Source organism: Teichococcus rhizosphaerae (assembly GCF_002631185.1).
Lineage (GTDB): Bacteria > Pseudomonadota > Alphaproteobacteria > Acetobacterales > Acetobacteraceae > Pseudoroseomonas > Pseudoroseomonas rhizosphaerae.
Map to the genome: position 1 here is coordinate 89200 of NZ_PDNU01000002.1, position 25832 is coordinate 115031.

A 25832-nucleotide genomic window follows, 5' to 3' on the forward strand; every position below is an offset into this window, starting at 1 on the left:
TCAGTGGACGAGAACCGGCAGCATCTCGTGCTGCAGGATCGCCGCGGTGGCGAGACTCGCATCGGGCGCGGCGCCGATCTGGGTGCCGTCGGCGGCGTGGATGGCCACGGCCGGATTGCCATCCACCAGGACGGGGCGGATGTAGGCGATCTGCTCCGCGCCGAAGCGCGCCCAGTCGGCGGGGGCCAGCTGACGCAGCGCGTCGGCGGCGGCGAAGGGGCGTGTCGGGCCTTCCTTGTTCATCGCAGGAATCTCCTTTTGCCGTTCCCGAGATGGGACACGGCGCGCGGCCGGCTTCGCCGCACCGCTGTGATGACCCCCGGCCCTTCCCGTTCCGGCCGTTCCTGGCCTGGCATGCGGCGGTGCTGCCCGAGGCAGCCCGCCCGATCGCGCCCGGCCAGGGCGGGATGAGGGAAGAATGGCCGGTGGACGTGAAAGTTTAAGCGATGGAGGCCGAACCATCGTCGATGGCGTTGCCATTGACGAGAGGACGTCCGCCCTGGGCGCCACGCGTGCCGATGTTGATGGACTTCACCCGCACTTCCGGCTGCGGCCGCTTCAGGTCGATGTGCAGCAGGCCGTTGTCGAGCCAGGCGCCCTCCACCTCAATGCCCTCGGCCAGCACGAAGGCGCGCTGGAACTGGCGGGCGGCGATGCCGCGGTGCAGGAAGACGCGCCCATCGACCTCCTCGCGCTGCTTGCCGCGGACCACGAGCTGGTTGTCCTCCTGGGTGATCTGGAGGTCGTCCATGCTGAAGCCGGCGACGGCGAGGGTGATGCGCAGCCGGTTGTCGCCGGTCTGCTCGATGTTGTAGGGCGGGTAGCCATCGGCGTTCTTCGCCACCCGGTCGAGCATCTGCTCCAGATGATCGAAGCCCAGGAACAGCGGCGAGCCGAAAAGCGACGAGCGGGACATGATCCGTAACCCCTCATGGTGAGCGAGCCGCCGGCAGGGCCCGAAGCACCCAGCCGGCAAGCCGATATTTTGTGCAGCGTGGCGGTGGATGCAAGACCCGCCGCATGTGCCCGGCGCGGCCCTGGCGGGTCAGCGATTGAAGCCGCGCGGGCGCAGGGCTAAAGCAGGCGCCTCATGTCCGACACCGACCTGCTGCCCATCCTCCTGGTGCCCGATGCGCGACTGCGCGCCAAGGCCCGCCCCGTCGGCCCCGGCGACGCGGAGGCGGTGCGCGCGCTGGCGCCCCGCATGCTGGCCACCATGTACAAGGCGCCCGGCATCGGCCTCGCCGCGCCCCAGATCGGCGAGCTGCTGCGCCTCGTCGTCATCGACCTGCAGCCCGACGACCGGCCCGAGCCCTATGTGATGGTCAACCCCGAGATCGTGGCCGAGAGCGACCAGCTCGCGGCGCGCGAGGAGGGCTGCCTTTCCCTTCCCAACCAGTATGCCGAGGTGACCCGCCCGGCGGAGGTGAAGGTGCGCTGGCAGGCGCTGGACGGCAGCCGGCAGGAAATGACCGCCGGCGGGCTGCTGGCCACCTGCGTCCAGCACGAGATCGACCACCTGAACGGCGTGCTGTTCGTCGACCACATCTCCGCGCTGAAGCGCAACATGCTGCTGCGCAAGCTGGCCAAGGAGCTCAAGGCCCGCCAGCGGGACGGCGCTCCGGACGGCGCATGAGCGGCAAGCTCCGCCTGGCCTTCATGGGCAGCCCGGATTTCTCGGTGCCGGCGCTGCGCGCGCTGCACGCGGCGGGGCATGAGGTGGCGGCGGTCTACACCCAGCCGCCGCGCCCTTCCGGCCGGGGCCAGCGCGAGACCCCCTGCCCCGTGCACCGCGCCGCGCTGGACCTGGGGCTGCCGGTGCGCCACCCGGCCCGCGTGAGGCGCGACACGGCGGAGCACGCGGCCTTCCGCGCGCTCGACCTCGATGTGGCGGTGGTGGCCGCCTACGGGCTGATCCTGCCGCCCGCCATGCTGGAGGCGCCGCGCCGCGGCTGCCTCAACATCCATGCCTCGCTGCTGCCGCGCTGGCGCGGCGCGGGGCCGATCCAGGCCGCCATCCTGGCGGGCGATGCCGAGACGGGCATCACCATCATGCGCATGGAGGAAGGGCTGGACACCGGCCCGATGCTGCTCAAGGACCGGGTGCCGATCGGCCCGCGCGACGGCACGCCCGCCCTGCACGACGCGCTGGCCGCGATGGGGGCCGGGCTGATCCTGCGCGCCCTGGAGGAAGACCCGGAGGCCGTGCCGCAGCCCGAGGAGGGCGTCACCTACGCGCCCAAGCTCACCAAGGCCGATGGCCGGCTGGACTGGGCCGAGGACGCCGCCGCGCTGGACCGCCGCGTGCGCGCGCTGAACCCCTGGCCCGGCACCTTCTTCCAGCATGGCGGCGAGGCCATCCGCGTGCTGGCGGCCGAGCCGGCGGAAGGCGCGCCGGAGGCCGCCCCGGGCACGGTGCTGGATGGCGCGCCGCGCATCGCCTGTGGCGGCGGCACGGCGCTGCGGCTGACCACCCTGCAACGCCCCGGGCGCGGCCCCTTGCCCGCGGCCGACTTCCTGCGCGGCTTTCCGCTGCCTTCGGGCATGGTGCTGGGCTGATATGCCGCGCTACGCCCTGCTGGTGGAATATGACGGCGCGCCCTTCGTCGGCTGGCAGCGCCAGGCGGGAAGCCTTTCGGTGCAGCAGGTGCTGGAGGACGCGGCGGCGCCGCTGAATGGCGGCCAGCCCGCCGCCACCCAGGCTTCCGGCCGCACCGATGCCGGCGTCCATGCCGAGGGCCAGGTGGTGCAGATCGAGCTGTCGGCCGAGCTGGAGCCGCTGCGCCTGCGCGAGGCGCTGAACTTCCACACCCGCCCCCACCCCGTTTCCGTGCTGGCGGCGGCGCGGGCGCCGGAAGGATGGTCGGCCCGCTTCTCCTGCACCGGGCGGGGCTACCGCTACCGCATCCTCAACCGGCGGGCGCGGCCGGCGCTGGAGGCCGGGCGGGTCTGGCATGTGCAGCAGCCGCTCGATGCCGCCGCCATGCACGCGGCGGCGCAGTCCCTGCTCGGCAGGCATGATTTCTCGGCCTTCCGCGCCGCCGCCTGCCAGGCCAAGAGCGCGCTGCGCACGCTGGACCGGCTGGATGTCGCCCGGTTGGGCGACGAGGTGGTGGTCCACACCGAGGCGCGCAGCTTCCTGCACCACCAGGTGCGCAACATGGTGGGCACGCTCTTGCAGGTGGGGCTGGGGCGCCGCCCCGCCTCCTGGCCGCGCCGGCTGCTGGATGGCCGGGACCGCACCCTTGCCGGGCAGAACGCGCCGCCCGAGGGGCTGACCTTCCTGTTCGCGCGCTACGACACGCCGCCCGACTGGTGCTGAGCCACGCGGGTGCTGCGCGACGGCGCGGGAGGGGCTTGCGGCGGAAGGCCGCGCCCCGCACCCTGGCGCCATGCCAGAGCCGAACTTCCAGCGCATCATCCCCGAGGGCGAGGACCGCGAGCGGCTCACCTGCGCCGAATGCGGCTTCATCGCCTATGAGAACCCGAAGATCGTCGTCGGCTCCGTGGTGAGCGAAGGGGTGGCGGGAGAGGGCCGGGTGCTGCTCTGCCGCCGCGCCATCCAGCCGCGCATGGACTTCTGGACCTTGCCGGCCGGCTACATGGAATTGGGCGAGACGGTGGAGGACGGCGCCCGGCGCGAGGCCTGGGAGGAAGCCCAGGCCCGCATCGCGCCCGAGGGCGTGCTGGCGCTCTATTCCATTCCCCGCATCGGCCAGGTGCAGGTGATCTTCCGCGCGAGCCTGGCGGAGCCGGGCTTCGCCGCCGGGCCGGAAAGCCTGGAGGTGAGGCTGTTCGCCTGGGAGGACATCCCCTGGGAGGAGCTGGCCTTTCCCACCGTGCACGCGGCGCTGCGGCGCTGGCACGCGATGCGCGGGCAGGCGCTGGGCGCGCCGGCGCTGGAAACGGCCGGCCGCTTCCCGGGCGCCGGCCTGCCGCAAGGGGTCTGAGATCCGGCTGGGGAACGGGGCGGCGGGGGTGCCGCCGCCCCTTCCCCGCTTCAGCCCGCCAGGGTGCGGCCGGCGGAGCCGAGATCGGCGAAGGCCTCGTCCAGCCGCTTGACGATGCCCTTCTCGCCCGCGCGCAGCCACTTGCGGGGGTCGTAGAGCTTCTTGGTCGGCTTGCCGTTCGACGGGTCGATCTGGTGCGTGAAGGCCACCGGGTTGGCCTGCACATAGGCGCCCACCGGCTCGGCGAAGGCGAACTGCGTGTCGGTGTCGATGTTCATCTTGAACACGCCATAGGAGACCGCCTCGGCGATCTTGTCCTTCTCGGAGCCGGAGCCGCCGTGGAAGACCAGGCTCATCGGCTTGTCGCCACCGCCGAAGCGGCCAGCGACCGCCTCCTGCGAGGCCTTCAGGATCTCGGGCCGCAGCTTGACGTTGCCGGGGGCATAGACGCCGTGGACGTTGCCGAAGGAGGCGGCGACGGTGACATGGCCGATGGGCGAGAGCTCCTCCCACGCCTTCAGCACGTCCTCGGGCTGGGTGTAGAGATGCGCGTTCTCGGCCGATTCCTCGACATCGTGGCCGATGCCGTCCTCCTCACCGCCGGTCACGCCCAGCTCAATCTCGAGGCTCATGCCGAGCTTGGCCATGCGCTCCAGCACCGGCTTGCACTCGGCGATGTTGGTCTCCAGCGGCTCGGCCGAGAGGTCGATCATGTGCGAGGAGAAGAGCGGCTTGCCCGTCCGCTTCATGAACGCCTCGCCGTGGTCGATCATGCCGTTGACCCAGGGGAGCAGCGAACGGTCGGCGTGGTCGGTGTGCAGCACGACGCAGATGCCATAGGCGGCGGCCACGGTGTGCACGTGCTGCGCGGCGGACACGGCGCCGAGCACGCGGGCGGCGGCGGCGTCCGGGCAGCCCTCGCCCGCGAAGAAGCGGGCACCGCCATTGGAGAGCTGGATGATGACGTCGGACTTGTTCTTCGCCGCCGCCTCCAGCACCGCGTTGATGCTGTTGGTGCCGACCACGTTCACCGCCGGCAGGGCGTAGCCGCCGGCGCGGCAGGCATCGAGCAGGGTCAGGTAGTCGGCGCCGGTGACCACGCCGGGGCGAAGCCGGGCGGGGGCCTTCTGGTCGGTGGGCAGCATGTCGTTCATCTCGAAGCTCCGGCTGTCTCGCGCGCACTCGGTCATGGCAAGGAAAGGCCGCCTCTCCGGGAGGGACGGCCTTTCCGATAGATTGGCGATGCCATAGGGCAGAGTTGTGGCGCTCGCCAAGCGCAAGCTCAACACACGCTTCGATCAGCCGGGCGCGACAGGCGCCGGGTGCGGCTCAGGCGGCAGCCAGGTGGAGCGCGACCTGGCGCTTCGAGGGGCGGGAGGCGGCCTTTGCCGGCACGGGCGCCGGCACGGGCGCGAGCGCCATGCCCGAGAGCGCCTCCAGCAGGCGGCCCCGCGCCTGTTCCGCCGCGGGGGTGAGGCTGCCCGCGCCCCCCTCGGCCGTGAGTCGGAGCCGGTGCCCGTCCAGCACCTTCCGCACCAGCTCGGCCACCGGGCCTTCCGCCAGCGCGCCGGCCAGGCGCGGGAGGGCGATGCCGCGCGGCAGCATGCAGCGGATCACCAGCCCCTGACGGACGAGAGGCGGCACATCCCCTTCCTGGCCGAGCGGCGCCTCGATCTCCACCGTGACGCCGTGCAGGGCACCGATCTTGAGGAAGGCGGCGCTGGCCATCCTGCGCACCGGACCAAGCTCGGAGACGCCGTCGAGCATGTCCTGGTCGATGCCGGCGAGGGCGTCCGAGAAATCGGCGGGGGTGCTTTGCATCCGAGCGCTCCGTCCAGTTTAATCACTTTTTCGTGATTGATACCGTAGCAGAAAATACGGGTCGCGCAACGTCCGATTTGGCGGCGCGCCCTCCCACGACTTCGGAGGCAGGCTGAAACTTGGCCGGGACAAGCCGCGCTGTCCGTGTTATCGAAAAGAAACAAGACGTAGCGGCCCAGGAACCCACCGATGGTCCAGATCACAGCCGGAAATCAGGCCAGCCTCGACTTCCGGCTTTTCAACGCTGGCGCATGGAACAACCTGACCTTCATCGACCGGCAGGCCGGCTATGCCAGGGCAGACCGCAGATTTACTGGCGATTACTCCTATGCCCTGGAACTGTTCGGCAGCGACTTCCGCTACGATGCCTATGGCGTTCCGGCCTCGGGGGCCGTGTCCGGCTTCCAGGAAAGCCTGGCTGGCGTCCCCACCCTTCGGGTCGAGGGCCTGGCCATGCCCGTGGCCCAGCTGCTCGGCGGCACCTGGCACGGGCTGAGCGATTCGGCCCGGTCCGTCCTCCTGGCGGGCGGTGACGTCCTGACCGGCTCGCCGTTGAACGACCATGTGAAGACCTATGCGGGGAACGACACGATCCGGCTCGGCGCGGGCGACGACACCGCCCTGCCCGGCCCAGGCGACGATGCCGTGGATGGCGGCCCCGGCTTCGATACCGTGGTGCTGAGCGGGCAAGCCGCCGATTACCGGCTGGTGGAATGGAGCGGCGCCCTGGCCGTCATTCCGCTGACCGCTGCCGCGCTGGCGCTCGAGGGCAATGACCGGCTGATCAGCGTGGAGCGCCTCCAGTTCGCCAGCGGCGAGACGCGCGCCGCCATCGGCGAGGGCTTCGCGCCGCTGCGCTACATCGCGGCGAGCCCGGACCTGATCCAGGCCCTCGGCGCCAATCCGGCCGCGGGCTTCGAGCACTACCTCCATTTCGGCGCGCGGGAGGGCCGGCCCCTGGCCTTCCGTGGCGCGGAATACCTGGCCTCCTATGGCGACCTGCAGCTGAGTTTCGGCCTCGACGTGGAGGCCGCAACCGCCCACTACATCCGCCACGGCTTCATCGAGAAACGCGCGATCACCTTCGACGCGCTCGAATACACCGCTTCCTACACGGACCTGATGAACGCCCTGGGCACCGACCGCGAGGCCGGCGCGCTGCACCGCATGGCCCATGGCTGGGCCGAGGGGCGTGTCACGCGCTTCGAGAGCCTCGAATACACCGCCTCCTACACGGACCTCATCCTCGCCTTCGGCGGCAACCAGGACCGGGCGGCGGCGCACTACATCACGACGGGCCGGCATGAGGGGCGCGCGGTGCTGTTCGACGCGCTGGACTACATCGCCTCCCATGGCGACCTGATCGCGGCCTTCGGCGCGAACCGCGAGGCCGGCGCCCTGCATTACCTCCAGCACGGGCGGTTCGAGGGCCGCAAGGCCAGCTTCGATGCCGTGCAATACCTCATCAACTACCCGGACCTGCAGGCGGCCTTCGGCACGGACCAGGACGCGGCGGCCCGGCACTACATCCTGGACGGCTTCCGCGAGGGCCGCACGGACGATGTGTTCGGCTGAGCGCCGGCCTGGCGGGCCTCGGACAGCCCCCTTTCCCGCACAGGAGCCGGCATGGCCATTCTGAAGATCGCCCGCATGGGCCACCCCGTCCTGCTGGAGCGGTGCCAGCCCGTGCCGGACCCTGGCGCGCCGGAGATCCGGCGGCTGGTGCGGGACATGATCGAGACGATGGAGGACGCGCCGGGCGCCGGCCTCGCCGCGCCGCAGGTGCATGTCCCGCTGCGGCTCTTCGTCTTCCGCGTGCTGCCCGAACGCTCCACCGGCGCGCCGGACGACGTGGCGGTCGGCAACACCGTGCTCATCAACCCGGTGGTCGAGCCGCTGGGCGAGGAGAAGCATCTGCGCTGGGAGGGATGCCTTTCCATCCCCGGGCTGCGCGCCGCCGTGCCGCGCCACCGGCGGGTCCGCTACACCGGACAGGACTGCGATGGCCGTACCGTCTCGGCCGAGGTGGGCGGCTTCCATGCCGGCGTCGTGCAGCATGAGAACGACCATCTCGACGGCATCCTCTACCCCATGCGGATGCGCGACTTCCGCCTGATGGGGTTCAACGAGGAGATCGCCCGCTTCCAGGCGGCCCCGGCTCAAGCACAGGGCTCCGGCCGGACTGAGGCAGGCACCGGAGCCCGAGGCTGATCTCAGGCGCTTGGGGGTCAGGCGCTGGGGGTCAGGCGGCGCTCGCGCCCGGCGGCCAGGGCATCGCACACCGTCATGGCGAGGTGCCGGGCGCAGAAGGGCTTGCGCACCACGAAGGCGGGGCCCGGGCGCCCTGCCGGCAGGACCGGCTCCTCGCAGGCCGTCACGAACACGACGGGCGCCGCATCCGCCCCGCCGAGATGGCGCAGCACCGCGGGGCTGGAGTCCGCGGCCAGCCGCAGATCGGACAGGATCAGGTCCGGCCGCCCATCCTCCAGCAGCATCTCCGCTTCCCGTGCCGAGGCGGCGATACCCAGCACGCGGTGGCCGAGATCGTGCATCATCATGGACATGTCGAGCGCGGTCAGCATCTCGTCCTCGATGATCAGGATATCGGCCGGACCGGGCGGGGCGGTGATGGCCCAGGCCTCGGCGAGCAGGCCGCGCACCATGTCCGGGCCGGTCCGCAGGATCTGGGCGATCCGGAGCGGGGTGAAGCCCTCCAGATGGCACAGCAACAGGGCGTGGCGCTGCGGCCCCGTCAGCCGCCGCAGCCGGCGGCGCAGCCAGAGCCGGACCAGAGCATGCGCCTGCGCATGCGGCTCCTGCGGCCAGGGGCCCGGCATGTCTCCGAACGCGGAAGGCAGCCCTTCCGGCAGCGTGGAAAGCCGGTCCTGCACCGCGCGGTAAAGGCGGAGGCGCCCTGGCAGGCGCCTGCTGGAAGGCTTGCCGAGCAGGTCGCGCAGCGCAGCCTCCACCACGCGGTCGCCGAGCACGCGGGAGGCGGTGGCGGCCGCCGCATAGCGGCGGAGCGAACGGAGGATGGGCAGGAGGGTGGCGGGATCGGAGCTCATCGTCGCATGACCTCCCGGAAGCGCCTCCCTCTGGCCGGACCGCCTGCGGCCCAGGCCGGCGCCTGTGAATTCTTGTCAGGGGAAACCGAGGGTTACAACTTCCCTGTCGAAATGCACAGGTCTCTGCCGATAGGATGGCACACCACTTCGTGAGACAGAGAGACTGCCGCGTGGCCAAACCCGCTTCCGTGTCATCGCCCGCCCAGGAAGACCAGGCGGCTGCGACCCCCGAGGACGAGGTTGCGGGCGGTACGGCCCCTGCCTCCGGCACCACGCGGCGCGAGTGGCTCGACGAGCGCATCCGCGAGGAATACCAAGAGGTGGCCGAGGAGCCTCTGCCGCCACGGCTTCTCGCCCTGTTGCGCAGGCTGCGCCCCACCACCCACTGAAGCCGGACCGCCGAGCCCGCGGAGCACCGCACGCGCCGCCCCCGGCGAGTGGACGGCGCAGAGGGGAAGCGCCAGCACCACGCTTTCGAGGCTTCGGACCCTTCAGGGCAGCATCCGGCCTTCTTCGCGTATGCGGCGGCTCTCAATATTGTTGCACGACATCAATATTGTGTCCTACCACCTGGCCTGGAGAACAGGGATTAAGAACTGGCACATTCCAGGCGAAGACGTATCGTTCAGCCAAGGCTCATCAACTCAAAGTTGATAAAGGCTGAGACCGGTCGGGTTCTCGCCAAAATGTTAAGTCCGAGCTCCACAGTTTCTCCTGAGGAATGTTAACTTCCGTCCTTGTGCGCGCATTACGGGTAAAGCTAGATACCCTTCTATTGAGGGTGGTCATTCTCCTTGGGGATGATGGGGCTTCCGGCCATGCCAGACGACGTGGGACGGCGAAAATGGATCACGCTTTGCGCCGGCCTGTTCGTTGCCACGCCCCGCTCTCCGGAGCGGATCGAGTTCCGCTCCGCGCTTAACCTGCCCGGCCGGCAGGAATGGGAGGACTTCAAGGCGAAGTACCTCCTGCCGGACGGCCGCATCATCGATACCGGCAACAACAATGCCTCGCACTCGGAGGGCCAGGGCTGGGCGTTGCTGATGGCCGAAGCCTATGGCGACCAGGCCACCTTCAACCGGGTGTTCGCCTGGACCCACCGCAACCTCCGCCGCCCTCATGATTCGCTCCACGCCTGGAGCTGGCGCCCCAACAGGCCGCAGCCGGTGGAGGACAGCAACAACGCCACCGATGGCGACCTGTTCATCGCCTGGGCGCTCGAGAGGGCCGCCCGGCGGTGGCACCGCCCGGAACTCTCGGGGCGGGCCGCCGCCATCGCGCGGGACCTGCACGAGAACTGCGTCCGGGAGGTGCGGGGGCGGACCGTGCTGCTGCCGGCCGCCTTCGGCTTCGAGCACCCCAGCTACACCGTCATCAATCCGTCCTACTATGTGTTCCCCGCGCTCGACGCGATGGCGCGGCTGATGCCGAATGACCGGTGGCGCGAGCTTCGCCAGGACGGCCTCTCCCTGCTGCGGCAAACCGGCTTCGGTGCCTGGAACCTGCCGGCGGACTGGATCCGCCTGTCGCACCTTTCGGACGAGCCGCCCCTGCCCGCTCCCGGTTGGCCTGCCCGCTTTTCCTACGACGCCATTCGCATCCCGCTCTACCTCGCCTGGGCGGGTCTGTCTGCCGAGCCGGCCGCGCGCGCCGCGGCGCGGTTCTGGAGCGCCTCCCACCCTTCCGGCTACACCCCCGCCTGGGCCGAGTTCGCCCAGGACCATGTGGCGCCCTACGCGGCCGATAGCGGCATGGATTCCATCGCGCGGCTGGTGCTCGATCCCGAGGCAAAGGTTTCGGACCTGCCCCGCGTTCATGCCGCGCCCCATTACTACGCCGCCGCGCTGACCCTTCTCGCGCGCCTGGCCGCTTTCGAGCGATCTGCCCTCACCTGACGCGCGGCGCCGATACGCCACGGGCATTGCCGCGACCCGGCTGACCCATGGCCATGGCAGTGGCGCCGGCCGGCTTCCCATCAACGCCCTGGAAAAGCGCCAATCCTCATCCGGTCAAGGAAGAGGGTTTCCATTCTCGCGCAGATTTGTGATACCTCATCTATCTGTTAGAGAAAAACTCACATTGTGGTAGATTCCTAGGCTCGCTCTGCTATCATTGCGAGCAATGGTAAACCAAGCCACAACCCTAGAACCCCCCTTGCGTCGCTCGCGCAGCCGGGCGGAACAGGTCCGTGCCGAGGGCATCCTGCTCGGACTGGGTTGCGCCCGCATGGCTGCGGCATTGTCCGAGGCATTGGCGCAGTCCGGCTACGAGCCGAACCTGACCGATGACCTGAACGACTTCTGCGCGGCCCTGGAACAGGCCCCGGCACGCGTCGTGGTGCTGGACCTGGACTGGGCCGCCGACTCCGCGCCGGAGATGCTTCGCCGCATCCCCGGCCGTGGCCGTGGCCTCGTGGTGCTGAGCCGGCAGGCGGGCGAGGCGGAGCGCGTGGCCAGCCTGGAGCTGGGGGCGGACGACCACCTGCCCCTGCCCGTCTCGCCCCGCGAGTTGGTGGCCCGGCTGCGGGCGCTTTCCCGCCGCCTCGCCGCGCCATCCACGGCGCAGGGGCCCATGCCGCCGCGCCTGGCCATGGGCGTGCTGCTCGACCCCGCCCGGCAAAGGCTGGTGCCGCCGCAAGGGCACGAGATCCACCTGACGGGCGCCGAGGCGGGGCTGCTCGCCATGATGCTGCGCGACCCTTCGCTCACCGCCGAGCGGGACCTGATCGCGGAGCATGTGCTGGGCTACCGCCGGCGGCCCCAGCAGCGGGGGGTGGACCAGTTCGCCTCCTCGCTGCGGCAGAAGCTAGAGCAGGCCTCGGGGGGCGCCATCCAGCTCCTCGCGGTGCGGGGGCGCGGCTACCGGCTGGTGTGGTGACCGGCGCGCGGCCCGCCCGGCAGGAGCGGGACGCGCACGGACACGGGCACGGGCACGGGCACGGGCCCCGGTCGCAAGCTCGGGCCTAGCGGGAAAGGCCGGGGATGTTCTGCGCCAGGCCCGGCGGCAGGTTCTTCAGCAGCCCTGGCGGCAGCGTGACGCTGCGATACTCGGCGGGCAGCCGGAAGCGGGCCGGATCCTGCCGCGCATAGGAAATGGCGGTCGCCTCCAGCGAGCCCTGCCTGCCCTCGCGGCTGCCCTGGGCGCGCAGCAGCACGCCATCCGGCGTCAGGCACACCGTGCCCTGCCCTTCCGGCCCGCTCACCTGCCAGTTGTCGCAGCGGTGGCCGGCCACGGTGTCGCTGCCCGCCCGCGTCATCCTGGTGCCGGGCGGCAGGCCCTGGGCCAGCGGGAGCTTCTGCTCCTCCGGCAATTGCATCGCCGTGCGCACCGAATCCATCACCATCAGCGCCTGGCCGCGCGGCACATCCACCAGCACCCAGCCCGGCGCCTCCGGCGGTTCCACGCGCAGCCGCTGCTCGGCGGCGAGCCAGGCGGCGGGCACGGTGCGCGGCGCCTGGCCGCCGCCCCGCACCGTATAGGTCACCGCCACGTCGCGGGTCGGCCAGAGTTGGGCGGGAGCGTTCCGCGCGGGCGCCTGGGCCAGGGCGGCGCCGGCACCGGCCCCCGCGAGGGCCAGGGCCAGGATGGCGGTGCGTCGCATCGGAACCTCCCTTCCGGACAGGCCGGACAGCCATGCCGGAGCTGGCTTGCGCTTCCCCTCCGGCCGCCGCAGGCTGCGGCCCGATTGAGGTAAGAAGGGAAACGCCCATGAGCAAGATCGCTGTCGTCACCGGCGCGGGCAGCGGCATCGGCCGCGCCGCCGCGCTCGCCCTGCTGGGCGCCGGCTGGCATGTCGCGCTGGCCGGCCGCCGCGCCGATGCGCTGGAGGCGACCATCGCCCAGGCGGGCGAGGCCGGCACGCGCTGCCTGGCCGTGCCGACCGATGTGGGGAACGCCGCCTCCGTTTCCGCCCTCTTCGCCGCGGTGAAGGAAAGATGGGGCCGCTGCGACCTGCTGTTCAACAATGCGGGGCGCGGCAGCCCGGCGGTCGATTTCGACGAGATCTCGCACGAGGACTGGTTCGGCGTCGTCGCCGCCAACCTGCACGGCGCCTTTCTCTGCGCACAGGAGGCCTACCGCATGATGAAGCACCAGGAGCCGCGCGGCGGGCGCATCATCAACAACGGCTCGATCAGCGCCCATGCGCCACGTCCCGGCTCCGCCCCCTACACCGCCACCAAGCACGCCATCAGCGGCCTGACCAAGTCGCTCAGCCTCGACGGGCGGAAATGGGACATCGCCTGCGGACAGCTCGACGTGGGCAATGCCGCGACCGAGATGACGGACCGCATGGCGAAGGGTGTGCCGCAGGCCAATGGCACCATGATGGTGGAGCCGCGCATGGATGTGCGGCATGTGGGCGAGGCGGTGCTGCACATGGCCTCGCTGCCGCTCGACGCCAACATCCAGTTCATGACGGTGATGGCGACGAAGATGCCCTTCGTCGGGCGGGGCTGACGCGTGCAGGCCGGGGGAGCGCCTCCTCCGGCCAGGGCGGTTCAGTCCACCCGGGCGCCGGAGCGGCGCACCACCTCGCCCCAGCGGGCGATGTCGCGTTCCTGCACGGCGCGGAACTCGGCGGGGGTGGAGATCGTGCTGGGGGTGATGCCCTGGGTGTCGATCAGCCAGCGGCGGAACTCGGGCGTGGCGATGATGCGCTGGATCTCGGCGTTCATCCGCGCCTGGATCGGCTCCGGCAGGCCGGGAGGCGCGAAGATGCCGTACCAGGTGCTGCTGTCGAAGCCGGGCAGGCTACAGGCCTCGGCCACGGTGGGCACGTCCGGCAGCGCCTCCAGCCGCTTGGCGGTGGTGACCGCGAGCCCCTTCACCTGCCCTTGCCGGATATAGCCGATGGACGGGCCGGACTGGTTGAAGAACAGGTCCACATCGCCGGAAAGCAGCGCCGTCTGCGCGCCGGGCTGGCCGCGGAACGGCACATGCACGATATCCAGCTGCGCCACCTGGGCGAATTGCGCACCCGCCAGATGCGTCGAGGCGCCATTGCCGGTGGAGGCGTAGTTCAACTTGCCCGGCTGCGCCTTGGCGGCGCTGATCACGTCCTGGCAGCTGGCGAGGTTCGGGCGCCGCTCGGGGCTGACGGTGAGCACGTTCGGCACGTCGCCGAGATGAGCGATCGGCGTGCTGTCCTTCACCGGGTCGAAGGGCAGGCTGCGGTAGAGGGTGGCGTTGATGGCGTGGGTGCCGGCGGTGCCGAAGAGGAAGGTGTAGCCATCCGGCTTCGCCTTCGCGACATGGTCGCTGGCGATGTTGCCGCCGGCGCCGCTGCGGTTGTCCACCACCACCGGCACGCCGAGTGCCTGGCCCAGCGGCTCGGCCAGCTTGCGCTGGTAGATGTCGACACCCGAGCCGTTCGGAAAGCCGCCCATCAGGGTGATGGGCCGGCTCGGCCAGGGCTCCTCCTGCGCCTGGCTGGCGGCCGGGGGAAGCCAGAAGCTGGCCAACGCAAGTCCAAGCAGCATTCGGCGCATGGCGGGACGCACTCCTTCCGGTGGTGGGAAGCGAGGCTATCCCCGTGCCGCCCGCCGGGGGAACCCGGAAAGCGGCACGGGTTCCGGCCACCTTTCAGCCGCCGCGCAGATCCAGCAGGCAGCGCGGCACCAGGGCGCCGAGGCCGATCGCCTGCCCATCGAGCTGCTGGCGGATCTGCAGTGCCTGGAGCCGTGCCGCTTCCTTCAGCAGGTCCGTGTCCTCCAGCGCGCCGAGGCGGGGCTGGTGCTCGTCGAGCCGCTCCAGGTTCAGCGAAAGCCGGGCCTCCACCGCGCCCCGGTCGGCCGCCAGGCTGTCGCGCGCTTCCGCCACGGCCAGGGTGAAGGCACCGAGATGCGGCAGCATGGCCAGGGCGGCGGCAGGGCTGGCGGGCGGGCCGGGCAGCCGGCCAGCGGTGCGCTCCAGCAGTTCCAGCGAGCGCAACATGCCCGGAGCGCCGTCCTCCACGCCGCCCGTCAGCGCCTGGCCGATACGCCGGCATGCCGCCAGCAGCGAGAGGATCTCATCGAAGTTCCGCTGGTAGCGCGCCATGGCGGCGTGCTGGCCCTCATCCGCCGCGGCGGCCCCGGCGAGCCGCTCCAGAAGGCGGCTGGCCTCCATGGCCAGCATGTCGGTATCCGCGAGCACCTGCCCCAGCAGGTCGAGCAGCGCCTTGGCACTGCTGAGCTGGCGGCCGGTGAGCAGGATGCTGTCGAGCCCGTCCATGTCCGCGCGCAGGGACGGCTGGACCAGGGTGGGAAGCAGGGAGGCGGAATCCAGCGACATGCAAGGGTTTCCCTTCAGCCGGCTCCGGCCGGCCCTGGGAGGTGTTCTGGACCCGTGACGCTGAAGATATCGCTAAGGCCACGAAAAAGCCCCCGGCGCTGGCAGGCCGGGGGCTCCATTCAGGCCATCATCGGGTGGCGGAAGGCTCAGCCGCCCTTCAGCACCACAGCCTGGCGGCCGCGCTGGCCGTCACGGACCTCCAGGTTGAGCTTCTCGCCCTGCTGGACATCCTGCTTGCCGGCACGCTGCAGCACGGAGGAGTGCAGGAACACGTCCTGGCCACCGTCATCCGGCGTGACGAAGCCGAAGCCGCGCACCTGGTCGAACCACTTCACCGTGCCGTTCACGGCATAGGTCGGGCCACCCTCGTCACGGCCGCCGAAGTCACGGCGCGGCGGGCGGTCGCCGAAGCCACGCGGGCCGCCGAAGCCGCCACGGTCGCCACCACCGAAGCCACCCGGGGCGCCGAAGTCGCGGCGCGGCGGACGGTCGCCGAAGCCACCGCCGAAGCCGCCACGGTCGCCGAAGTCGCGGCGCGGCGGACGGTCGCCGAAGCCGCCACGATCGCCAAAGCCACCCGGGGCGCCGAAGTCGCGGCGCGGCGGGCGGTCACCGAAGTCACGGCGCGGCGGACGGTCGCCAAAGCCGCCAGCACCAAAGTCGCGGCGGGGACGGTCGCCACCGGGCGGGGCGCCCGGGCCGAGCTTGCGCTCGTGGATCTTGGTCACCAGCCGGCGACCCTGGCGGTCCGCGCCGATCTCGCAGACCAGCTTGTCACCGGTCTCGGGCGGCTCGATCCCGGCCTCGGTCAGCGCCGAAGCGTGGAAGAACACGTCCTGACCGTCCGGGCCCAGTACGAAGCCGAACCCCTTACGGCCGTTGTACCACTTGACCTCGGCCTCGATGGGCCCGGTGCTGCCCTGCGAATCGTTATCCGGAAACACTGCGTCTCGTATCCGTGTAAAGTGTGCGGCCCGACGGGATGCAGGGCCGGCATGGTCCATCCTCGCACCAGAGCGGCCCGATTGCTAGTCGAATCGCCGTGGGTCGTAAGGTTCCGGCGGAATATCCGGCTCGCGGGCGGCCAGGATGTCCGCCACCAGCCCGGCCGTGCGCGGCCCCGCGACAAGCCCCACATGGCCATGCCCGAAGGCGAGCACAACATCGGGCGAGTTGCGCGCGGGGCCGATGCAGGGGAGCCCGTCCGGCATGCTCGGGCGGTTGCCCATCCAGACCTTCACCCGCTCCGCCGGCATGTCCCGCGGCAGGCCGGGGAAGCTGCGCAGCAGGTGGTCGCGCAGGATCTCGGACCGCTTCCAGTTGGGCGCGGCATCGAGCGCCGCGATCTCCACCTGCCCCGCCACGCGCAGGCCCCCGCGCGTCATGGTGATGGCCATCTTGCCGTCCGATGGCATCAGCGGGATGCGCGGCCCCGCCTCGGGGCTGGCGATGACGGCGTGGTAGCCGCGCTCCGTCTGCAACGGCACCGGGCTGCCGGCGGCGGCGGCCAGCGCCTTCGAATGGGCGCCGGCCGCGATCACGGCGCGGTCGGCGGCGATCTCGCCGTTCCGCGTCAGCACCGCGCGCAGCCTTCCGCCCTCGATGCGGAAGCCGGTGGCGCCCTCGCGCAGGTGGCGCGCCCCTTCCCGCGCCGCCAGCGCCACCAGCGCCGCGACATAGGCACCAGGGTCGGAGCAGTGGCCGCCCTGCTCGGCCAGGATGCCGAAGGTGTAGCGGCGGTCGAGCGCGGGCTCGCGCTGGCGCAGCTCCTCCTCGCCCACCTCGCGCCAGGCGATGCCGACCTGTTGGCGGATGCGCCAGGCCATGGCCTCCGCCTCGAAGGCGGCGCGGTCTGGATAGATGTACATCAGGCCGGTGCGGTGGATCAGCTCCGGCACGCCCGCTTCCACGGCCAGCGCCTGGTGCAGCACGGGCGCGTCCTCCAGCAGCGGCTTCAGCGCCTGGGCGGTGCGCAGCACCTTGGCTTCGGTCCAGCCCGCCCAGAGGTAGCGCAGCAGCCAGGGCGCCACGCGCGGCAGGTAGCCCCAGCGTATGGCCAGCGGGCCCAGCGGGTCGCGCAGGAAGCCGGGAACCTTTCTCCACGTCCCCGGCATGGCGGGCGGGATGACGGATTGCGGCGAGAGCCAGGCGCCGTTGCCGTAGCTCGCCGCCTGCTCGCCGCCCGGCTCGCCAGGGTCGAGGATGGTGACGCCCCACCCTTCCCGCCGCAGCGCCAGCGCCGTGGTGGCGCCGACGATGCCGGCGCCGATGACGACGGCGTGGCCCCTCACCGCGGCTGCATCCCCGGGTCGGGCGCCAGCAGCGAGACATGGGCGGAAACCACGCGCCAGCCCTCGGGGAGCCGCGCCATGATCTTGGTCTCGCGCCCGATCAGGCCTGTTCCGACGCGCTCATATTCCAGGTGGGTCGCGGCGAAGTCCCGCCCGAAGGCGACGATGTGGACCTTTCGCTGCACGCGCTGCGCATAGGCCTTCACCGAGGCGCGGAAGGCGCGGATGGCATCGTGCCCGTAGAGGATCTCGCCGATGCCGAAGCGCACGGTGCGCGGATCGGCCCAGAAGATGCTGTCCAGGATTTCCGTGCGGTTGTTCATCAGCGCGTCCTCGTAGCGGTCGAACACCGCCCGGGCTTCCGCAATCACCGCCGGATCGTCGATCTGCACGCGAGTCTCCCCTTCCCTGCCATTGGAAGACGCAGCGTGCCGCAGGGTGCGGGCCGGCGGAAGGGCCGGCCCGCGATTTGCCTCAGCCGGCGTCGGCCACGGCGCGCTTGGCCATCACCGTGACCAGGTTGGCGCGGTATTCGGCGCTGCCATGGATGTCGCTGTTCAGGTCGTCCGCCGGCTGGCGGATTCCGGCCACGGCCTCGGGCGACCAGTTGGCCGCCAGCGCCGCCTCCATCTCCTTCTGCCGGAAGGCGCAGGCGGCGGCACCGTTGACGCCGACGCCGACACCCTTCGGCCCGCGGGCGACGAACACGCCCGTCATCGAGTAGCGGCTGGCCGGGTTGCGCAGCTTGGCGTAGCCCGCCTTCTCGGGGATGGGGAAGGACACGCCGACCAGCAGCTCGCCCGGCTCCATCGCGGTGGTGAACATGCCCACGAAGAACGCGTCGGCCGGGATCTGGCGGCGGTCGGTGATCAGCGTGGCGCCGAGGGCCAGCGCGGCCGCCGGGTAGTCGGCCGCCGGGTCGTTGTTGGCCAGGCTGCCGCCGATGGTGCCGCGGTTGCGCACCTGGGTGTCGCCGATGGTGGCGGCCATGCGCGACAGCGCCGGAATGGCCGCCATGATCTGCGGGTCGGTGGCGATCTCGAAATGCTTCACCATGGCGCCGATGACGAGGGCATCGCCCTCGCGGCGGATGCCGCGCAGCTCGGCGATGCCGGACAGGTCGATCAGGGCGCTCGGCATGTTCAGCCGGTGCTTGAGCGCGGGCAGCAGGGTCATGCCGCCGGAGATCGGCCGGGCGTCCGGGTCCTCGGCGAGCAGCTTCACCGCGTCCGCGACGCTGGTCGGCTTGTGGTAGGCGAAATCATACATCGCGAGGGGCTCCCTACTCGGCGGCGGCGGGCAGGGCCGCGCCGCCCTTGGAATGGATGATGGACCAGATCTTCTGCGGTGTCGCGGGCATCTCGACATGGGTCACGCCGTAGTCACGCAGCGCGTCCACCACGGCGTTGATGACGGCGGGCGGCGAGCCGATGGCGCCCACCTCCCCGCAGCCCTTCACGCCCAGCGGGTTGTGCGTGCAGAGCGTGGTGCTGGTGGAGACGTCGAAGGCGGGGATCTGCGCCGCGCGCGGCATGGCGTAGTCGGCGAAGCTGGCCGAGAGCAGCTGGCCCTCGGAGTCATACACCGTGTTCTCGATCAGTGCCTGGCCGATGCCCTGGGCCAGGCCGCCCTGGATCTGCCCTTCCACGATCATCGGGTTGATCACGCGGCCCACATCGTCGCAGGCAGTGAAGTTGACGACCTCCGTCTCGCCCGTCTCAGGGTCGATCTCCACCTCGCAGATGTGGCAGCCGCCGGGATAGGTGAAGTTCTTCGGGTCGTAGAAGGCCGTCTCCTCCAGCCCCGGCTCGATCTCCTCGATCGGGTAGTTGTGCGGCACATAGGCCGCCATGCTGATCTCGGCGAAGGCCTTGGCACGGTCGGTGCCGGCGACGCGGAACTGGCCATTGGAGAACTCGATGTCCTCGACCGAGGCCTCCAGCAGATGGGCGGCGATCTTCCTGCCCTTGGCGATGATCTTGTCCATCGCCTTGACCATGGCGCTGCCGCCGACGGCCAGGCTGCGCGAGCCATAGGTGCCCATGCCGAAGGGGATCTTGCCGGTGTCCCCGTGCACCACCTCGACCTGCGAGAGCGGCACGCCGAGCTGCTCCGAGACGAGCTGGGCGAAGGTGGTCTCGTGCCCCTGGCCGTGGCTGTGCGTGCCGGTGAACACCGAGACGCTGCCCGTGGGATGGACGCGGATGTTCGCCACCTCGTAGAGCCCGGCCCGCGCGCCGAGCTGCCCCACCAGCTTGGAGGGCGCGATGCCGCAGGCCTCCAGATAGGTGGAGATGCCGATGCCGCGCAGCCTGCCGCGTGCCTTCGCCTCCGCCCGGCGCTGCTCGAAGCTGTCGTAGCGGGCAACGCGCAGGGCTTCCCGCAGCGTCGCCTCGTAGTCGCCGCTGTCGTACTGGAGCGCCACGGGTGTCTGGTACGGGAACTGGTCGGGGCGGATGAAGTTCTTCCGCCGGATCTCCACCCGGTCCATCCCCATCTCGCGCGCCGCGACGTCGACGAGGCGCTCCAGCAGATAGGTCGTCTCCGGCCGCCCGGCGCCACGGTAGGCATCGACCGGCACGGTGGAGGTGAACACCGCCTTCACCTGCCCGTGGATCGCCGGCGTGGTGTAGCAGCCGGCCAGCAGCGTGGCGCTGAGATAGGTCGGCACGGCGGGCGCGAAGGTGGACAGATAGGCGCCCATATTGGCCAGCGTCTCGACGCGCAGCCCAAGGAAGCGCCCCTCCGCGTCCAGCGCCAGCTCGGCCCGGGTGACATGGTCCCGGCCATGCGCGTCGGAGACGAAGGCCTCGCTGCGCTCGCAGGTCCACTTCACCGGGCGCTTCAGCTGCGCGGCCGCCCAGGTGACGATGGCCTCCTCGGCGTAGTGGTAGATCTTGCTGCCGAAGCCGCCTCCCACATCGGGCGCCACCACGCGCAGCCTGTGCTCCGGCACCTTCAGCACGAAGGCGCCCATCAGCAGCCGGATGACATGCGGGTTCTGGCTGGTGGTGTAGAGGGTGTGCTCGCCGCTGTTCGGGTCGTAGTCGCCGATGGCGGCGCGCGGCTCCATGGCGTTCGGCACCAGCCGGTTGTTGGTGGTCTCGAAGCGCACCACCTTGTACGCGGCGGCGAAGGCGGCATCCGTGGCCGCCGCGTCGCCGATCTCCCAGTCGAAGCAGACATTGCCGGGCGCGTCGTCATGCAGCAGCGCGGCGCCGGGGGCCAGCGCCGCCGCCATGGTGGGAAGCGCCGGCAGCGGCGTATAGGAGACCGCGATGGCCTCCGCCGCGTCCCGCGCCTGGCTGCGCGTCTCGGCCACCACCACGGCCACGGGGTCGCCCACATGGCGCACCTTGCCGCTGGCCAGAACGGGGTGCATCGGCTCGGCCATCACCTTGCCGCCCTTGCCCGTCACCTGCCAGCCGCAGGGGACGCCGCCGAGCCCCGCCGCCTCGATGTGGGCCGCGGTGTAGATGGCCCGCACCCCCGGCATGGCGGCGGCGGCCGCGGTGTCGATGCCGCCGATCCGCGCATGCGCGTGGGGGCTGCGCAGGATCCAGGCGTGAAGCTGCCCGGGGCGGTTCAGGTCGTCCGTGTACTGCCCGCGCCCGGACAGGAACCGCAGATCCTCACGGCGACGAACGCTGGCCCCGATCCCCTCGGAAGGGGGGGTGGTGACATTCATGGACTTCGCCTCCCAACGGCATGCGGAACGCTTCTGTGTCGCGCCGGCCTTATCTGGCCGGTCGGCGCCGGCGTCGCGGCCTGGCCTACTCGGCGGCGGCGCGCGCCAGCTCGGAGGTGCGGCCCTGCATCACATCGGCGGCGGCGGCGATCGCCTTGACGATGTTGTGGTAGCCGGTGCAGCGGCAGATATTGCCTTCCAGCCCCTCGCGGATCTCCTGCTCGGAAAGGCCCTGCGGGTGCTTCCTCACCAGGTCGATGGCGCTCATCACCATGCCCGGCGTGCAGAAGCCGCATTGCAGCGCGTGGTACTCGCGGAAGGCCTCCTGCATCGGGTGCAGCGCGCCGTCGGCCGCGGCCAGGCCCTCGATGGTGGTGACCTCGGCGCCGTCGGCCTGCACCGCCAGGATGGTGCAGGACTTCACGCTGTCCTCGCCGATATGCACCACGCAGGCGCCGCACTGGCTGGTGTCGCAGCCGACATGCGTGCCGGTCAGGCGCAGCTTCTCGCGCAGCACTTCCACCAGAAGCGTGCGGGCTTCCACTTCAACGGTGTGGCTCTGGCCGTTCACGGTCAGCGTGACTTGCGGCATGCCGCGTCTCCCCCATGCAGACGGCGCCGCGCGACGCGGCGTCCCTGAGGGAAAGGTCATCCAAGCACGGGCGGCCCGTCAAGCGGGCGGATGCACCCAGGCCATGACGTTTACCACCGCTTTTCGCGATTGAGAAGCGTTCTCAGATAAGGCGCGGGAAAAAGGGAGCCGTGGCTCCCTTTCCCCTCGCCCGCCCGCCTTCTCAGACCGGCATGGAAACGCCGCGCGCCAGCGGGTTCCGCTCCGCCGGCAGGTCGTGCAGGTGGCAGGCCGCCCACTGTCCCGGCGCGGTCTGCTGCAGCTTCGGCTCATCGACCTTGCAGCGGTCGAAGGCATAGGGGCAGCGCGTGTGGAAGCGGCAGCCCGAGGGCGGGTTGATCGGGCTCGGCACGTCGCCCGTGAGCACGATGCGCTGGCGCGCCGAGCCAGGCTCCGGCACCGGCACGGCCGAGAGCAGCGCCTCGGTGTAGGGGTGCTTGGGCGCCCCGAACAGCTCGCGCCTTGGCGCGATCTCGACGATCTTGCCAAGATACATCACCGCCACGCGGTGCGTCATGTGCTCGACGATGGCGAGGTCGTGGCTGATGAACAGCAGCGCGAGGCCCAGCTCCTTCTGCAGGTCCTGCAGCAGGTTGACGATCTGCGCCTTGACCGAGACGTCGAGCGCCGAGACCGCCTCGTCGCAGACGATCAGGTCCGGCTCGCCGGCCAGCGCGCGGGCGATGCAGATGCGCTGCCGCTGCCCGCCCGAGAACTCGTGCGGCCAGCGGTTCACGGCGTCGCGCGGCAGGCGCACCGTGTCCATCAGCCTGGCCACGCGCTCGTCGAGGTCGGCGCTGTTCTTGGCCAGGCCGAAATTGCGGATCGGCTCGGCCAGCAGGTCCTTCACCCGCATGCGCGGGTTGAGGCTGGAGAACGGGTCCTGGAACACCACGCCGACGCGGCGGCGCATCGGCCGCAGCTTGGCCTGGCTGAGATCGTCGATGCGCTGGCCGTCCAGCACCACCTGCCCCGCCGTGGGCGGGAACAGCCGCAGCAGCGCCTTGCCGACGGTGGACTTGCCGCAGCCGGATTCGCCCACCAGCGAGAGCGTCTCGCCCTTGTCGATGTGGAAGCTGACGCCGTCCACCGCATAGACATGGCCGGTGGTGCCGCCGAAGAAGCCCGCCTTGATGGGGAAGTGCTTCTTGAGGTCGTTCACCTCCAGCAGCGGCCTGCCGCCGCGGCCAGGGGGGCGCTTCGGCGCGGTGGCGTGGGCGGGGTGGGTTCCCATGGTCATGCTCATGCGGCGACGGCCTCCTTCACCGCGTAATGGCAGGCGGCGACATGGCGCGGCGCCTTCTCCTCCAGCGCCGGCGGAACCTCGCGGCACAGCTCGGTCGCATGCGGGCAGCGGCTGGCGAAGACGCAGCCCTGGATCTTCTGCTTCAGGCTGGGCACCAGGCCGGGGATCTCGGCCAGGCGCTCGGTCGTGCCGTCCAGCGAGGAGCCGAGCTTCGGCACGGCGCCGAGCAGGCCCTGGGTGTAGGGGTGCTTGGGCGCGCGGAACAGCTCCTCCACCCGCGCCTCCTCCACCTTGCGCCCGGCATACATGACGATGACCCGCTCGGCGACCTCGGCCACCACGCCGAGATCGTGGGTGATCAGCACGATGGCGGCGCCGACGCGGTGCTTCAGGTCGCGCATCAGGTCGAGGATCTGCGCCTGGATGGTGACGTCGAGCGCCGTGGTCGGCTCGTCGGCGATCAGCAGCTTCGGGTTGCAGGCCAGCGCGATGGCGATCATCACGCGCTGGCGCATGCCACCCGAGAGCTGGTGCGGGTATTCCTTCACCCGCTTGGCCGGCGCCGGGATGCCGACCAGCGTCAGCATCTCCACCGCCTTGGCCTCGGCCTGGGACTTGGAGAGCCCCTGGTGCAGCCGCAGCGCCTCGCCGATCTGCTGCCCGATGGAGAGCACCGGGTTCAGCGAGGTCATCGGCTCCTGGAAGATCATGCTGATCTCGTTGCCGCGGATGTCGCGCATCTCGCGCTCCGACAGCTTCAGCAGGTCGCGCCCCTCGAACCGGATGGAGCCGGCGAGCTGGCCCGGCGGCTCCGGGATCAGCCGCAGGATCGACATGGAGGTGACGGACTTGCCGCAGCCGGACTCGCCCACGATGGCGACGGTCTCGCCCGCCTCCACCGAGAAGGTGAGCCCGTCCACGGCGCGGTTCACGCCGCCATCGGGGGTGCGGAAATGGGTCTGGAGGTTCTCGACTTCGAGCAGCGCCATGGCGTTACACCCGCTTCGCCGCGCGCGGATCGAGCGAATCCCGCAGGCCGTCGCCCAGCAGGTTCACCGCCAGCACGGTGATGGAAAGGAAGATGGCGGGGAAGAACACGATGTAGGGCTTCACCTGCCACAGCGCCCGCCCCTCGGCCATGATGTTGCCCCAGGAGGGGATGATGGGCGGCGTGCCCGCGCCGATGAAGGAGAGGATCGCCTCGGTGATCATGGCGCTGGCGCAGATATAGGTGGCCTGCACGGTCATCGGCGCCAGGGTGTTGGGCAGGATGTGGCGCCAGATGATGACCGGCGTGCGGGTGCCGGAGGCCACCGCGGCGTCCACATAGGGCTGCTCGCGCAGGCTGAGCACCACGCCGCGCACCAGGCGGGAGACGCGCGGGATCTCGGCCACCGTGATGGCCAGGATGACATTGCCGACCGAGCCCCGCGTCAGCGCCATCAGCGCGATGGCGAGCAGGATGGAGGGGATCGACATCAGCCCGTCCATGACGCGCATGATGATGCTGTCCGCCCAGCGGACGAAGCCCGAGACCAGGCCGATGAACAGGCCGATGACCGAGGCGGCGATGGCCACGCCGAAGCCCACAATGAGCGAGACGCGAGTGCCGTAGAGCACGCGGGAATAGACGTCGCGCCCCAGCATGTCCGTGCCGAACCAGTGGGCGGCGGAGGGATCGCGCGTGCGCATGACGGGTGCGAGCGCCGTCGGGTCCTTCGTCCAGAGAAAGGGGGCGAAGATGGCGACCGCGATCATGAGCAGCAGCAGGGAGCCGCCGATGGCGATGGTGGGGTGGCGCGTCAGGTAGCCCAGGAAGCCCTTGCGGGGCTGCTTCGGCTGCATGACGTCCGGCAGAGGGGGCGCCGCGGCGACGCTCTGCCGCGAGACGGCGCCCGGGGGCAGGATGGTGGTGCTCAATACCGGATCCTCGGGTCGAACAGGGTGTAGCTGAGGTCAATGAGGAGGTTGACCAGCACGTAGACGAAGCTGAACAGCAGGATCACGCCCTGGATCACCGGGTAGTCGCGGCGCAGGATGGCGTCCACCGTCAGGCGGCCGAGGCCGGGAATGGCGAAGACGCTTTCCGTCACCACCGCGCCGCCGATCAGCAGCGCGACGCCGATGCCGATGACCGTGACGATGGGAACGGCCGCGTTCTTCAGCGCGTGGACGAACAGCATGGTGCCCTGCCCCGCGCCCTTGGCCCGCGCCGTGCGGATGTAGTCCTGCTGCAGCACCTCCAGCATGGTGGCGCGGGTGATGCGGGCGATCAGGGCGATATAGACGCCGCCCAGCGCCACCGCCGGCAGGACGAGGTTGGACAGCCACGGCCCGACGCCCTGGGCGAAGGGCGTGTAGCCTTGCACCGGGAACCAGTCGAGCTCCAGCGCGAAGAAGTAGGCCAGCAGGTAGCCCACCACGAAGACGGGCACCGAGAAGCCGAGCACGGCGAAGGCCATCACGCCGCGGTCGATCCAGGAGCCCGCCTTCCAGGCCGCGACCACGCCGAGCGGCACGGCGATGGTGATCGCCAGGAACAGCGTCACCACCATCAGCGAGAGCGTGGGCTCGATGCGCTGGGCGATCATCCGCGTCACCGGCAGGTTGGTGAAGATGGAGACGCCGAGGTCGCCCCGCAGGATGCGGAACACCCACTCCCCGAACCGCACCAGGAAGGGGCGGTCGAGGCCGAGGCTGGCGCGGATCCGCTCCACATCGGCCGGCGTGGCCTGGTCACCCGCGATGACCGCCGCCGGATCGCCGGGGGCGATGTAGAGCAGGCTGAAGACAAACAGGGCCACGATCGCCATCACGGGGATCGTCGCCAGGACACGTCGGACGATGTAGGCGAACATGCTTTTCGA

At 70.8% G+C, this 25832-nt stretch carries 28 protein-coding genes; 10 read left to right on the forward strand and 18 right to left on the reverse strand.

The annotated features are described in order from the left end of the window. Together CR162_RS01640 and CR162_RS01645 are read right to left on the reverse strand one after the other, a co-directional pair. Positions 1 to 243 carry a DUF1150 family protein gene (locus CR162_RS01640; RefSeq protein ID WP_099093790.1) on the reverse strand — a complete coding sequence of 81 codons (243 nt, stop codon included), beginning with the start codon at positions 241 to 243 and terminating at the stop codon, positions 1 to 3. Positions 244 to 439: 196 nt separating this feature from the next. After that, positions 440 to 916 (reverse strand): Hsp20 family protein, encoded by a 477-nt coding sequence (locus tag CR162_RS01645; protein ID WP_099093791.1) that lies wholly within the window; start codon positions 914 to 916, stop codon positions 440 to 442. A gap of 174 nt (positions 917 to 1090) precedes the next feature. Between CR162_RS01645 and def (CR162_RS01650) the strand changes: the two genes are divergently transcribed. From def (CR162_RS01650) to CR162_RS01665, 4 genes are all read left to right on the forward strand, one after another. Beyond that, positions 1091 to 1636, forward strand: a complete 546-nt coding sequence (def, locus tag CR162_RS01650) for a peptide deformylase (protein WP_099093792.1) — start codon at positions 1091 to 1093, stop codon at positions 1634 to 1636. Continuing rightward, a complete protein-coding gene (gene fmt, locus CR162_RS01655) occupies positions 1633 to 2559 on the forward strand; it encodes a methionyl-tRNA formyltransferase (protein WP_099093793.1) in 927 nt (308 codons plus the stop codon). The genes def (CR162_RS01650) and fmt overlap by 4 nt, the downstream gene beginning before the upstream one ends. A 1-nt stretch (position 2560) precedes the next feature. After that, on the forward strand, positions 2561 to 3322 hold the full coding sequence (gene truA, locus CR162_RS01660) for a tRNA pseudouridine(38-40) synthase TruA (RefSeq protein ID WP_099093794.1): 762 nt from the start codon (positions 2561 to 2563) through the stop codon (positions 3320 to 3322). Positions 3323 to 3392: 70 nt separating this feature from the next. Then, positions 3393 to 3950 carry an NUDIX hydrolase gene (locus CR162_RS01665; protein WP_099093795.1) on the forward strand — a complete coding sequence of 186 codons (558 nt, stop codon included), beginning with the start codon at positions 3393 to 3395 and terminating at the stop codon, positions 3948 to 3950. Positions 3951 to 4000: 50 nt separating this feature from the next. Here the strand turns inward: CR162_RS01665 and fbaA are convergent, their stop codons facing one another. Continuing rightward, complete coding sequence (gene fbaA / locus CR162_RS01670; protein WP_099093924.1) at positions 4001 to 5095, reverse strand: class II fructose-bisphosphate aldolase; 1095 nt, start codon at positions 5093 to 5095, stop codon at positions 4001 to 4003. A 184-nt stretch (positions 5096 to 5279) separates the two neighbouring features. Continuing rightward, entirely contained in the window at positions 5280 to 5771 is a 492-nt protein-coding gene (locus tag CR162_RS01675; protein ID WP_099093796.1) for a hypothetical protein, read from the reverse strand. Positions 5772 to 5960: 189 nt separating this feature from the next. On the opposite strand from CR162_RS01675, the gene CR162_RS01680 reads away from it, so the two are divergent. Next, complete coding sequence (locus CR162_RS01680) at positions 5961 to 7346, forward strand: hypothetical protein (RefSeq protein ID WP_099093797.1); 1386 nt, start codon at positions 5961 to 5963, stop codon at positions 7344 to 7346. A 51-nt stretch (positions 7347 to 7397) separates the two neighbouring features. Then, positions 7398 to 7982, forward strand: coding sequence for a peptide deformylase (gene def, locus CR162_RS01685; protein WP_099093798.1), 585 nt, complete (start codon positions 7398 to 7400; stop codon positions 7980 to 7982). Positions 7983 to 7999: 17 nt separating this feature from the next. Here def (CR162_RS01685) and CR162_RS01690 read toward each other — a convergent pair whose 3' ends face one another. After that, positions 8000 to 8836: a response regulator gene (locus tag CR162_RS01690; RefSeq protein ID WP_099093799.1), complete on the reverse strand. Its 837-nt coding sequence runs from the start codon at positions 8834 to 8836 to the stop codon at positions 8000 to 8002. A gap of 149 nt (positions 8837 to 8985) precedes the next feature. Here CR162_RS01690 and CR162_RS01695 point away from each other — a divergent pair, with 149 nt between their 5' ends. The 3 genes from CR162_RS01695 to CR162_RS01705 all read left to right on the forward strand — a co-directional run bounded on the left by CR162_RS01695 (position 8986) and on the right by CR162_RS01705 (position 11713). Further along, positions 8986 to 9225: a NepR family anti-sigma factor gene (locus CR162_RS01695; RefSeq protein WP_141563053.1), complete on the forward strand. Its 240-nt coding sequence runs from the start codon at positions 8986 to 8988 to the stop codon at positions 9223 to 9225. Between the two features lie 429 nt (positions 9226 to 9654). Further along, entirely contained in the window at positions 9655 to 10731 is a 1077-nt protein-coding gene (locus CR162_RS01700) for a glycosyl hydrolase family 8 (protein WP_099093925.1), read from the forward strand. 259 nt (positions 10732 to 10990) lie between these two features. Continuing rightward, entirely contained in the window at positions 10991 to 11713 is a 723-nt protein-coding gene (locus tag CR162_RS01705) for a response regulator transcription factor (protein WP_176559675.1), read from the forward strand. 85 nt (positions 11714 to 11798) lie between these two features. Here the strand turns inward: CR162_RS01705 and CR162_RS01710 are convergent, their stop codons facing one another. Continuing rightward, entirely contained in the window at positions 11799 to 12437 is a 639-nt protein-coding gene (locus tag CR162_RS01710) for a hypothetical protein (RefSeq protein ID WP_099093802.1), read from the reverse strand. Positions 12438 to 12544: 107 nt separating this feature from the next. Between CR162_RS01710 and CR162_RS01715 the strand changes: the two genes are divergently transcribed. Further along, positions 12545 to 13294 carry an SDR family oxidoreductase gene (locus CR162_RS01715; RefSeq protein ID WP_099093803.1) on the forward strand — a complete coding sequence of 250 codons (750 nt, stop codon included), beginning with the start codon at positions 12545 to 12547 and terminating at the stop codon, positions 13292 to 13294. A 41-nt stretch (positions 13295 to 13335) separates the two neighbouring features. Here CR162_RS01715 and CR162_RS01720 read toward each other — a convergent pair whose 3' ends face one another. The 12 genes from CR162_RS01720 to CR162_RS01775 form a co-directional block, all read right to left on the reverse strand. Further along, complete coding sequence (locus CR162_RS01720; protein ID WP_099093804.1) at positions 13336 to 14325, reverse strand: Bug family tripartite tricarboxylate transporter substrate binding protein; 990 nt, start codon at positions 14323 to 14325, stop codon at positions 13336 to 13338. 94 nt (positions 14326 to 14419) lie between these two features. Beyond that, positions 14420 to 15109: a hypothetical protein gene (locus CR162_RS01725; RefSeq protein ID WP_099093805.1), complete on the reverse strand. Its 690-nt coding sequence runs from the start codon at positions 15107 to 15109 to the stop codon at positions 14420 to 14422. A 146-nt stretch (positions 15110 to 15255) separates the two neighbouring features. After that, positions 15256 to 16053, reverse strand: a complete 798-nt coding sequence (locus CR162_RS01730; RefSeq protein WP_176559677.1) for a cold-shock protein — start codon at positions 16051 to 16053, stop codon at positions 15256 to 15258. Between the two features lie 84 nt (positions 16054 to 16137). Further along, positions 16138 to 17400 carry an NAD(P)/FAD-dependent oxidoreductase gene (locus CR162_RS01735; RefSeq protein ID WP_099093807.1) on the reverse strand — a complete coding sequence of 421 codons (1263 nt, stop codon included), beginning with the start codon at positions 17398 to 17400 and terminating at the stop codon, positions 16138 to 16140. Further along, a complete protein-coding gene (gene hpxZ, locus CR162_RS01740; protein WP_099093808.1) occupies positions 17397 to 17792 on the reverse strand; it encodes an oxalurate catabolism protein HpxZ in 396 nt (131 codons plus the stop codon). The genes CR162_RS01735 and hpxZ overlap by 4 nt, the downstream gene beginning before the upstream one ends. Positions 17793 to 17874: 82 nt before the next feature. Then, entirely contained in the window at positions 17875 to 18669 is a 795-nt protein-coding gene (locus CR162_RS01745) for an FAD binding domain-containing protein (RefSeq protein WP_099093809.1), read from the reverse strand. A gap of 13 nt (positions 18670 to 18682) precedes the next feature. After that, on the reverse strand, positions 18683 to 21088 hold the full coding sequence (locus CR162_RS01750; RefSeq protein WP_099093810.1) for a xanthine dehydrogenase family protein molybdopterin-binding subunit: 2406 nt from the start codon (positions 21086 to 21088) through the stop codon (positions 18683 to 18685). 85 nt (positions 21089 to 21173) lie between these two features. Beyond that, complete coding sequence (locus CR162_RS01755) at positions 21174 to 21680, reverse strand: (2Fe-2S)-binding protein (protein WP_099093811.1); 507 nt, start codon at positions 21678 to 21680, stop codon at positions 21174 to 21176. Positions 21681 to 21882: 202 nt separating this feature from the next. Next, on the reverse strand, positions 21883 to 22965 hold the full coding sequence (locus CR162_RS01760) for an ABC transporter ATP-binding protein (RefSeq protein WP_245870066.1): 1083 nt from the start codon (positions 22963 to 22965) through the stop codon (positions 21883 to 21885). Then, entirely contained in the window at positions 22962 to 23954 is a 993-nt protein-coding gene (locus CR162_RS01765; RefSeq protein ID WP_099093812.1) for an ABC transporter ATP-binding protein, read from the reverse strand. The genes CR162_RS01760 and CR162_RS01765 overlap by 4 nt, the downstream gene beginning before the upstream one ends. A 4-nt stretch (positions 23955 to 23958) precedes the next feature. Beyond that, the gene (locus tag CR162_RS01770) at positions 23959 to 24885 is read right to left on the reverse strand and encodes an ABC transporter permease (RefSeq protein ID WP_176559678.1); all 927 of its coding nucleotides are present in this window, start codon (positions 24883 to 24885) and stop codon (positions 23959 to 23961) included. Further along, complete coding sequence (locus CR162_RS01775) at positions 24882 to 25823, reverse strand: ABC transporter permease (protein WP_099093813.1); 942 nt, start codon at positions 25821 to 25823, stop codon at positions 24882 to 24884. The genes CR162_RS01770 and CR162_RS01775 overlap by 4 nt, the downstream gene beginning before the upstream one ends. Between the last annotated feature and the right edge of the window lie 9 nt (positions 25824 to 25832).

Excerpts from the sequence above, each read along its gene's own strand:
- CR162_RS01765 (WP_099093812.1), bottom strand. The coding sequence starts at position 23,954 with ATGGCGCTGCTCGAAGTCGAGAACCTCCAGACCCATTTCCGCACCCCC.
- CR162_RS01720 (WP_099093804.1), bottom strand. The coding sequence starts at position 14,325 with ATGCGCCGAATGCTGCTTGGACTTGCGTTGGCCAGCTTCTGGCTTCCC.
- CR162_RS01675 (WP_099093796.1), bottom strand. The coding sequence starts at position 5,771 with ATGCAAAGCACCCCCGCCGATTTCTCGGACGCCCTCGCCGGCATCGAC.
- CR162_RS01715 (WP_099093803.1), top strand. The coding sequence starts at position 12,545 with ATGAGCAAGATCGCTGTCGTCACCGGCGCGGGCAGCGGCATCGGCCGC.
- CR162_RS01750 (WP_099093810.1), bottom strand. The coding sequence starts at position 21,088 with ATGAATGTCACCACCCCCCCTTCCGAGGGGATCGGGGCCAGCGTTCGT.
- CR162_RS01665 (WP_099093795.1), top strand. The coding sequence starts at position 3,393 with ATGCCAGAGCCGAACTTCCAGCGCATCATCCCCGAGGGCGAGGACCGC.
- CR162_RS01645 (WP_099093791.1), bottom strand. The coding sequence starts at position 916 with ATGTCCCGCTCGTCGCTTTTCGGCTCGCCGCTGTTCCTGGGCTTCGAT.
- CR162_RS01755 (WP_099093811.1), bottom strand. The coding sequence starts at position 21,680 with ATGCCGCAAGTCACGCTGACCGTGAACGGCCAGAGCCACACCGTTGAA.
- CR162_RS01640 (WP_099093790.1), bottom strand. The coding sequence starts at position 243 with ATGAACAAGGAAGGCCCGACACGCCCCTTCGCCGCCGCCGACGCGCTG.
- def (WP_099093792.1), top strand. The coding sequence starts at position 1,091 with ATGTCCGACACCGACCTGCTGCCCATCCTCCTGGTGCCCGATGCGCGA.
- truA (WP_099093794.1), top strand. The coding sequence starts at position 2,561 with ATGCCGCGCTACGCCCTGCTGGTGGAATATGACGGCGCGCCCTTCGTC.
- CR162_RS01680 (WP_099093797.1), top strand. The coding sequence starts at position 5,961 with ATGGTCCAGATCACAGCCGGAAATCAGGCCAGCCTCGACTTCCGGCTT.
- CR162_RS01745 (WP_099093809.1), bottom strand. The coding sequence starts at position 18,669 with ATGTATGATTTCGCCTACCACAAGCCGACCAGCGTCGCGGACGCGGTG.
- def (WP_099093798.1), top strand. The coding sequence starts at position 7,398 with ATGGCCATTCTGAAGATCGCCCGCATGGGCCACCCCGTCCTGCTGGAG.
- CR162_RS01700 (WP_099093925.1), top strand. The coding sequence starts at position 9,655 with ATGCCAGACGACGTGGGACGGCGAAAATGGATCACGCTTTGCGCCGGC.
- CR162_RS01760 (WP_245870066.1), bottom strand. The coding sequence starts at position 22,965 with ATGAGCATGACCATGGGAACCCACCCCGCCCACGCCACCGCGCCGAAG.
- fmt (WP_099093793.1), top strand. The coding sequence starts at position 1,633 with ATGAGCGGCAAGCTCCGCCTGGCCTTCATGGGCAGCCCGGATTTCTCG.
- CR162_RS01690 (WP_099093799.1), bottom strand. The coding sequence starts at position 8,836 with ATGAGCTCCGATCCCGCCACCCTCCTGCCCATCCTCCGTTCGCTCCGC.
- CR162_RS01725 (WP_099093805.1), bottom strand. The coding sequence starts at position 15,109 with ATGTCGCTGGATTCCGCCTCCCTGCTTCCCACCCTGGTCCAGCCGTCC.
- fbaA (WP_099093924.1), bottom strand. The coding sequence starts at position 5,095 with ATGCTGCCCACCGACCAGAAGGCCCCCGCCCGGCTTCGCCCCGGCGTG.
- CR162_RS01775 (WP_099093813.1), bottom strand. The coding sequence starts at position 25,823 with ATGTTCGCCTACATCGTCCGACGTGTCCTGGCGACGATCCCCGTGATG.
- CR162_RS01710 (WP_099093802.1), bottom strand. The coding sequence starts at position 12,437 with ATGCGACGCACCGCCATCCTGGCCCTGGCCCTCGCGGGGGCCGGTGCC.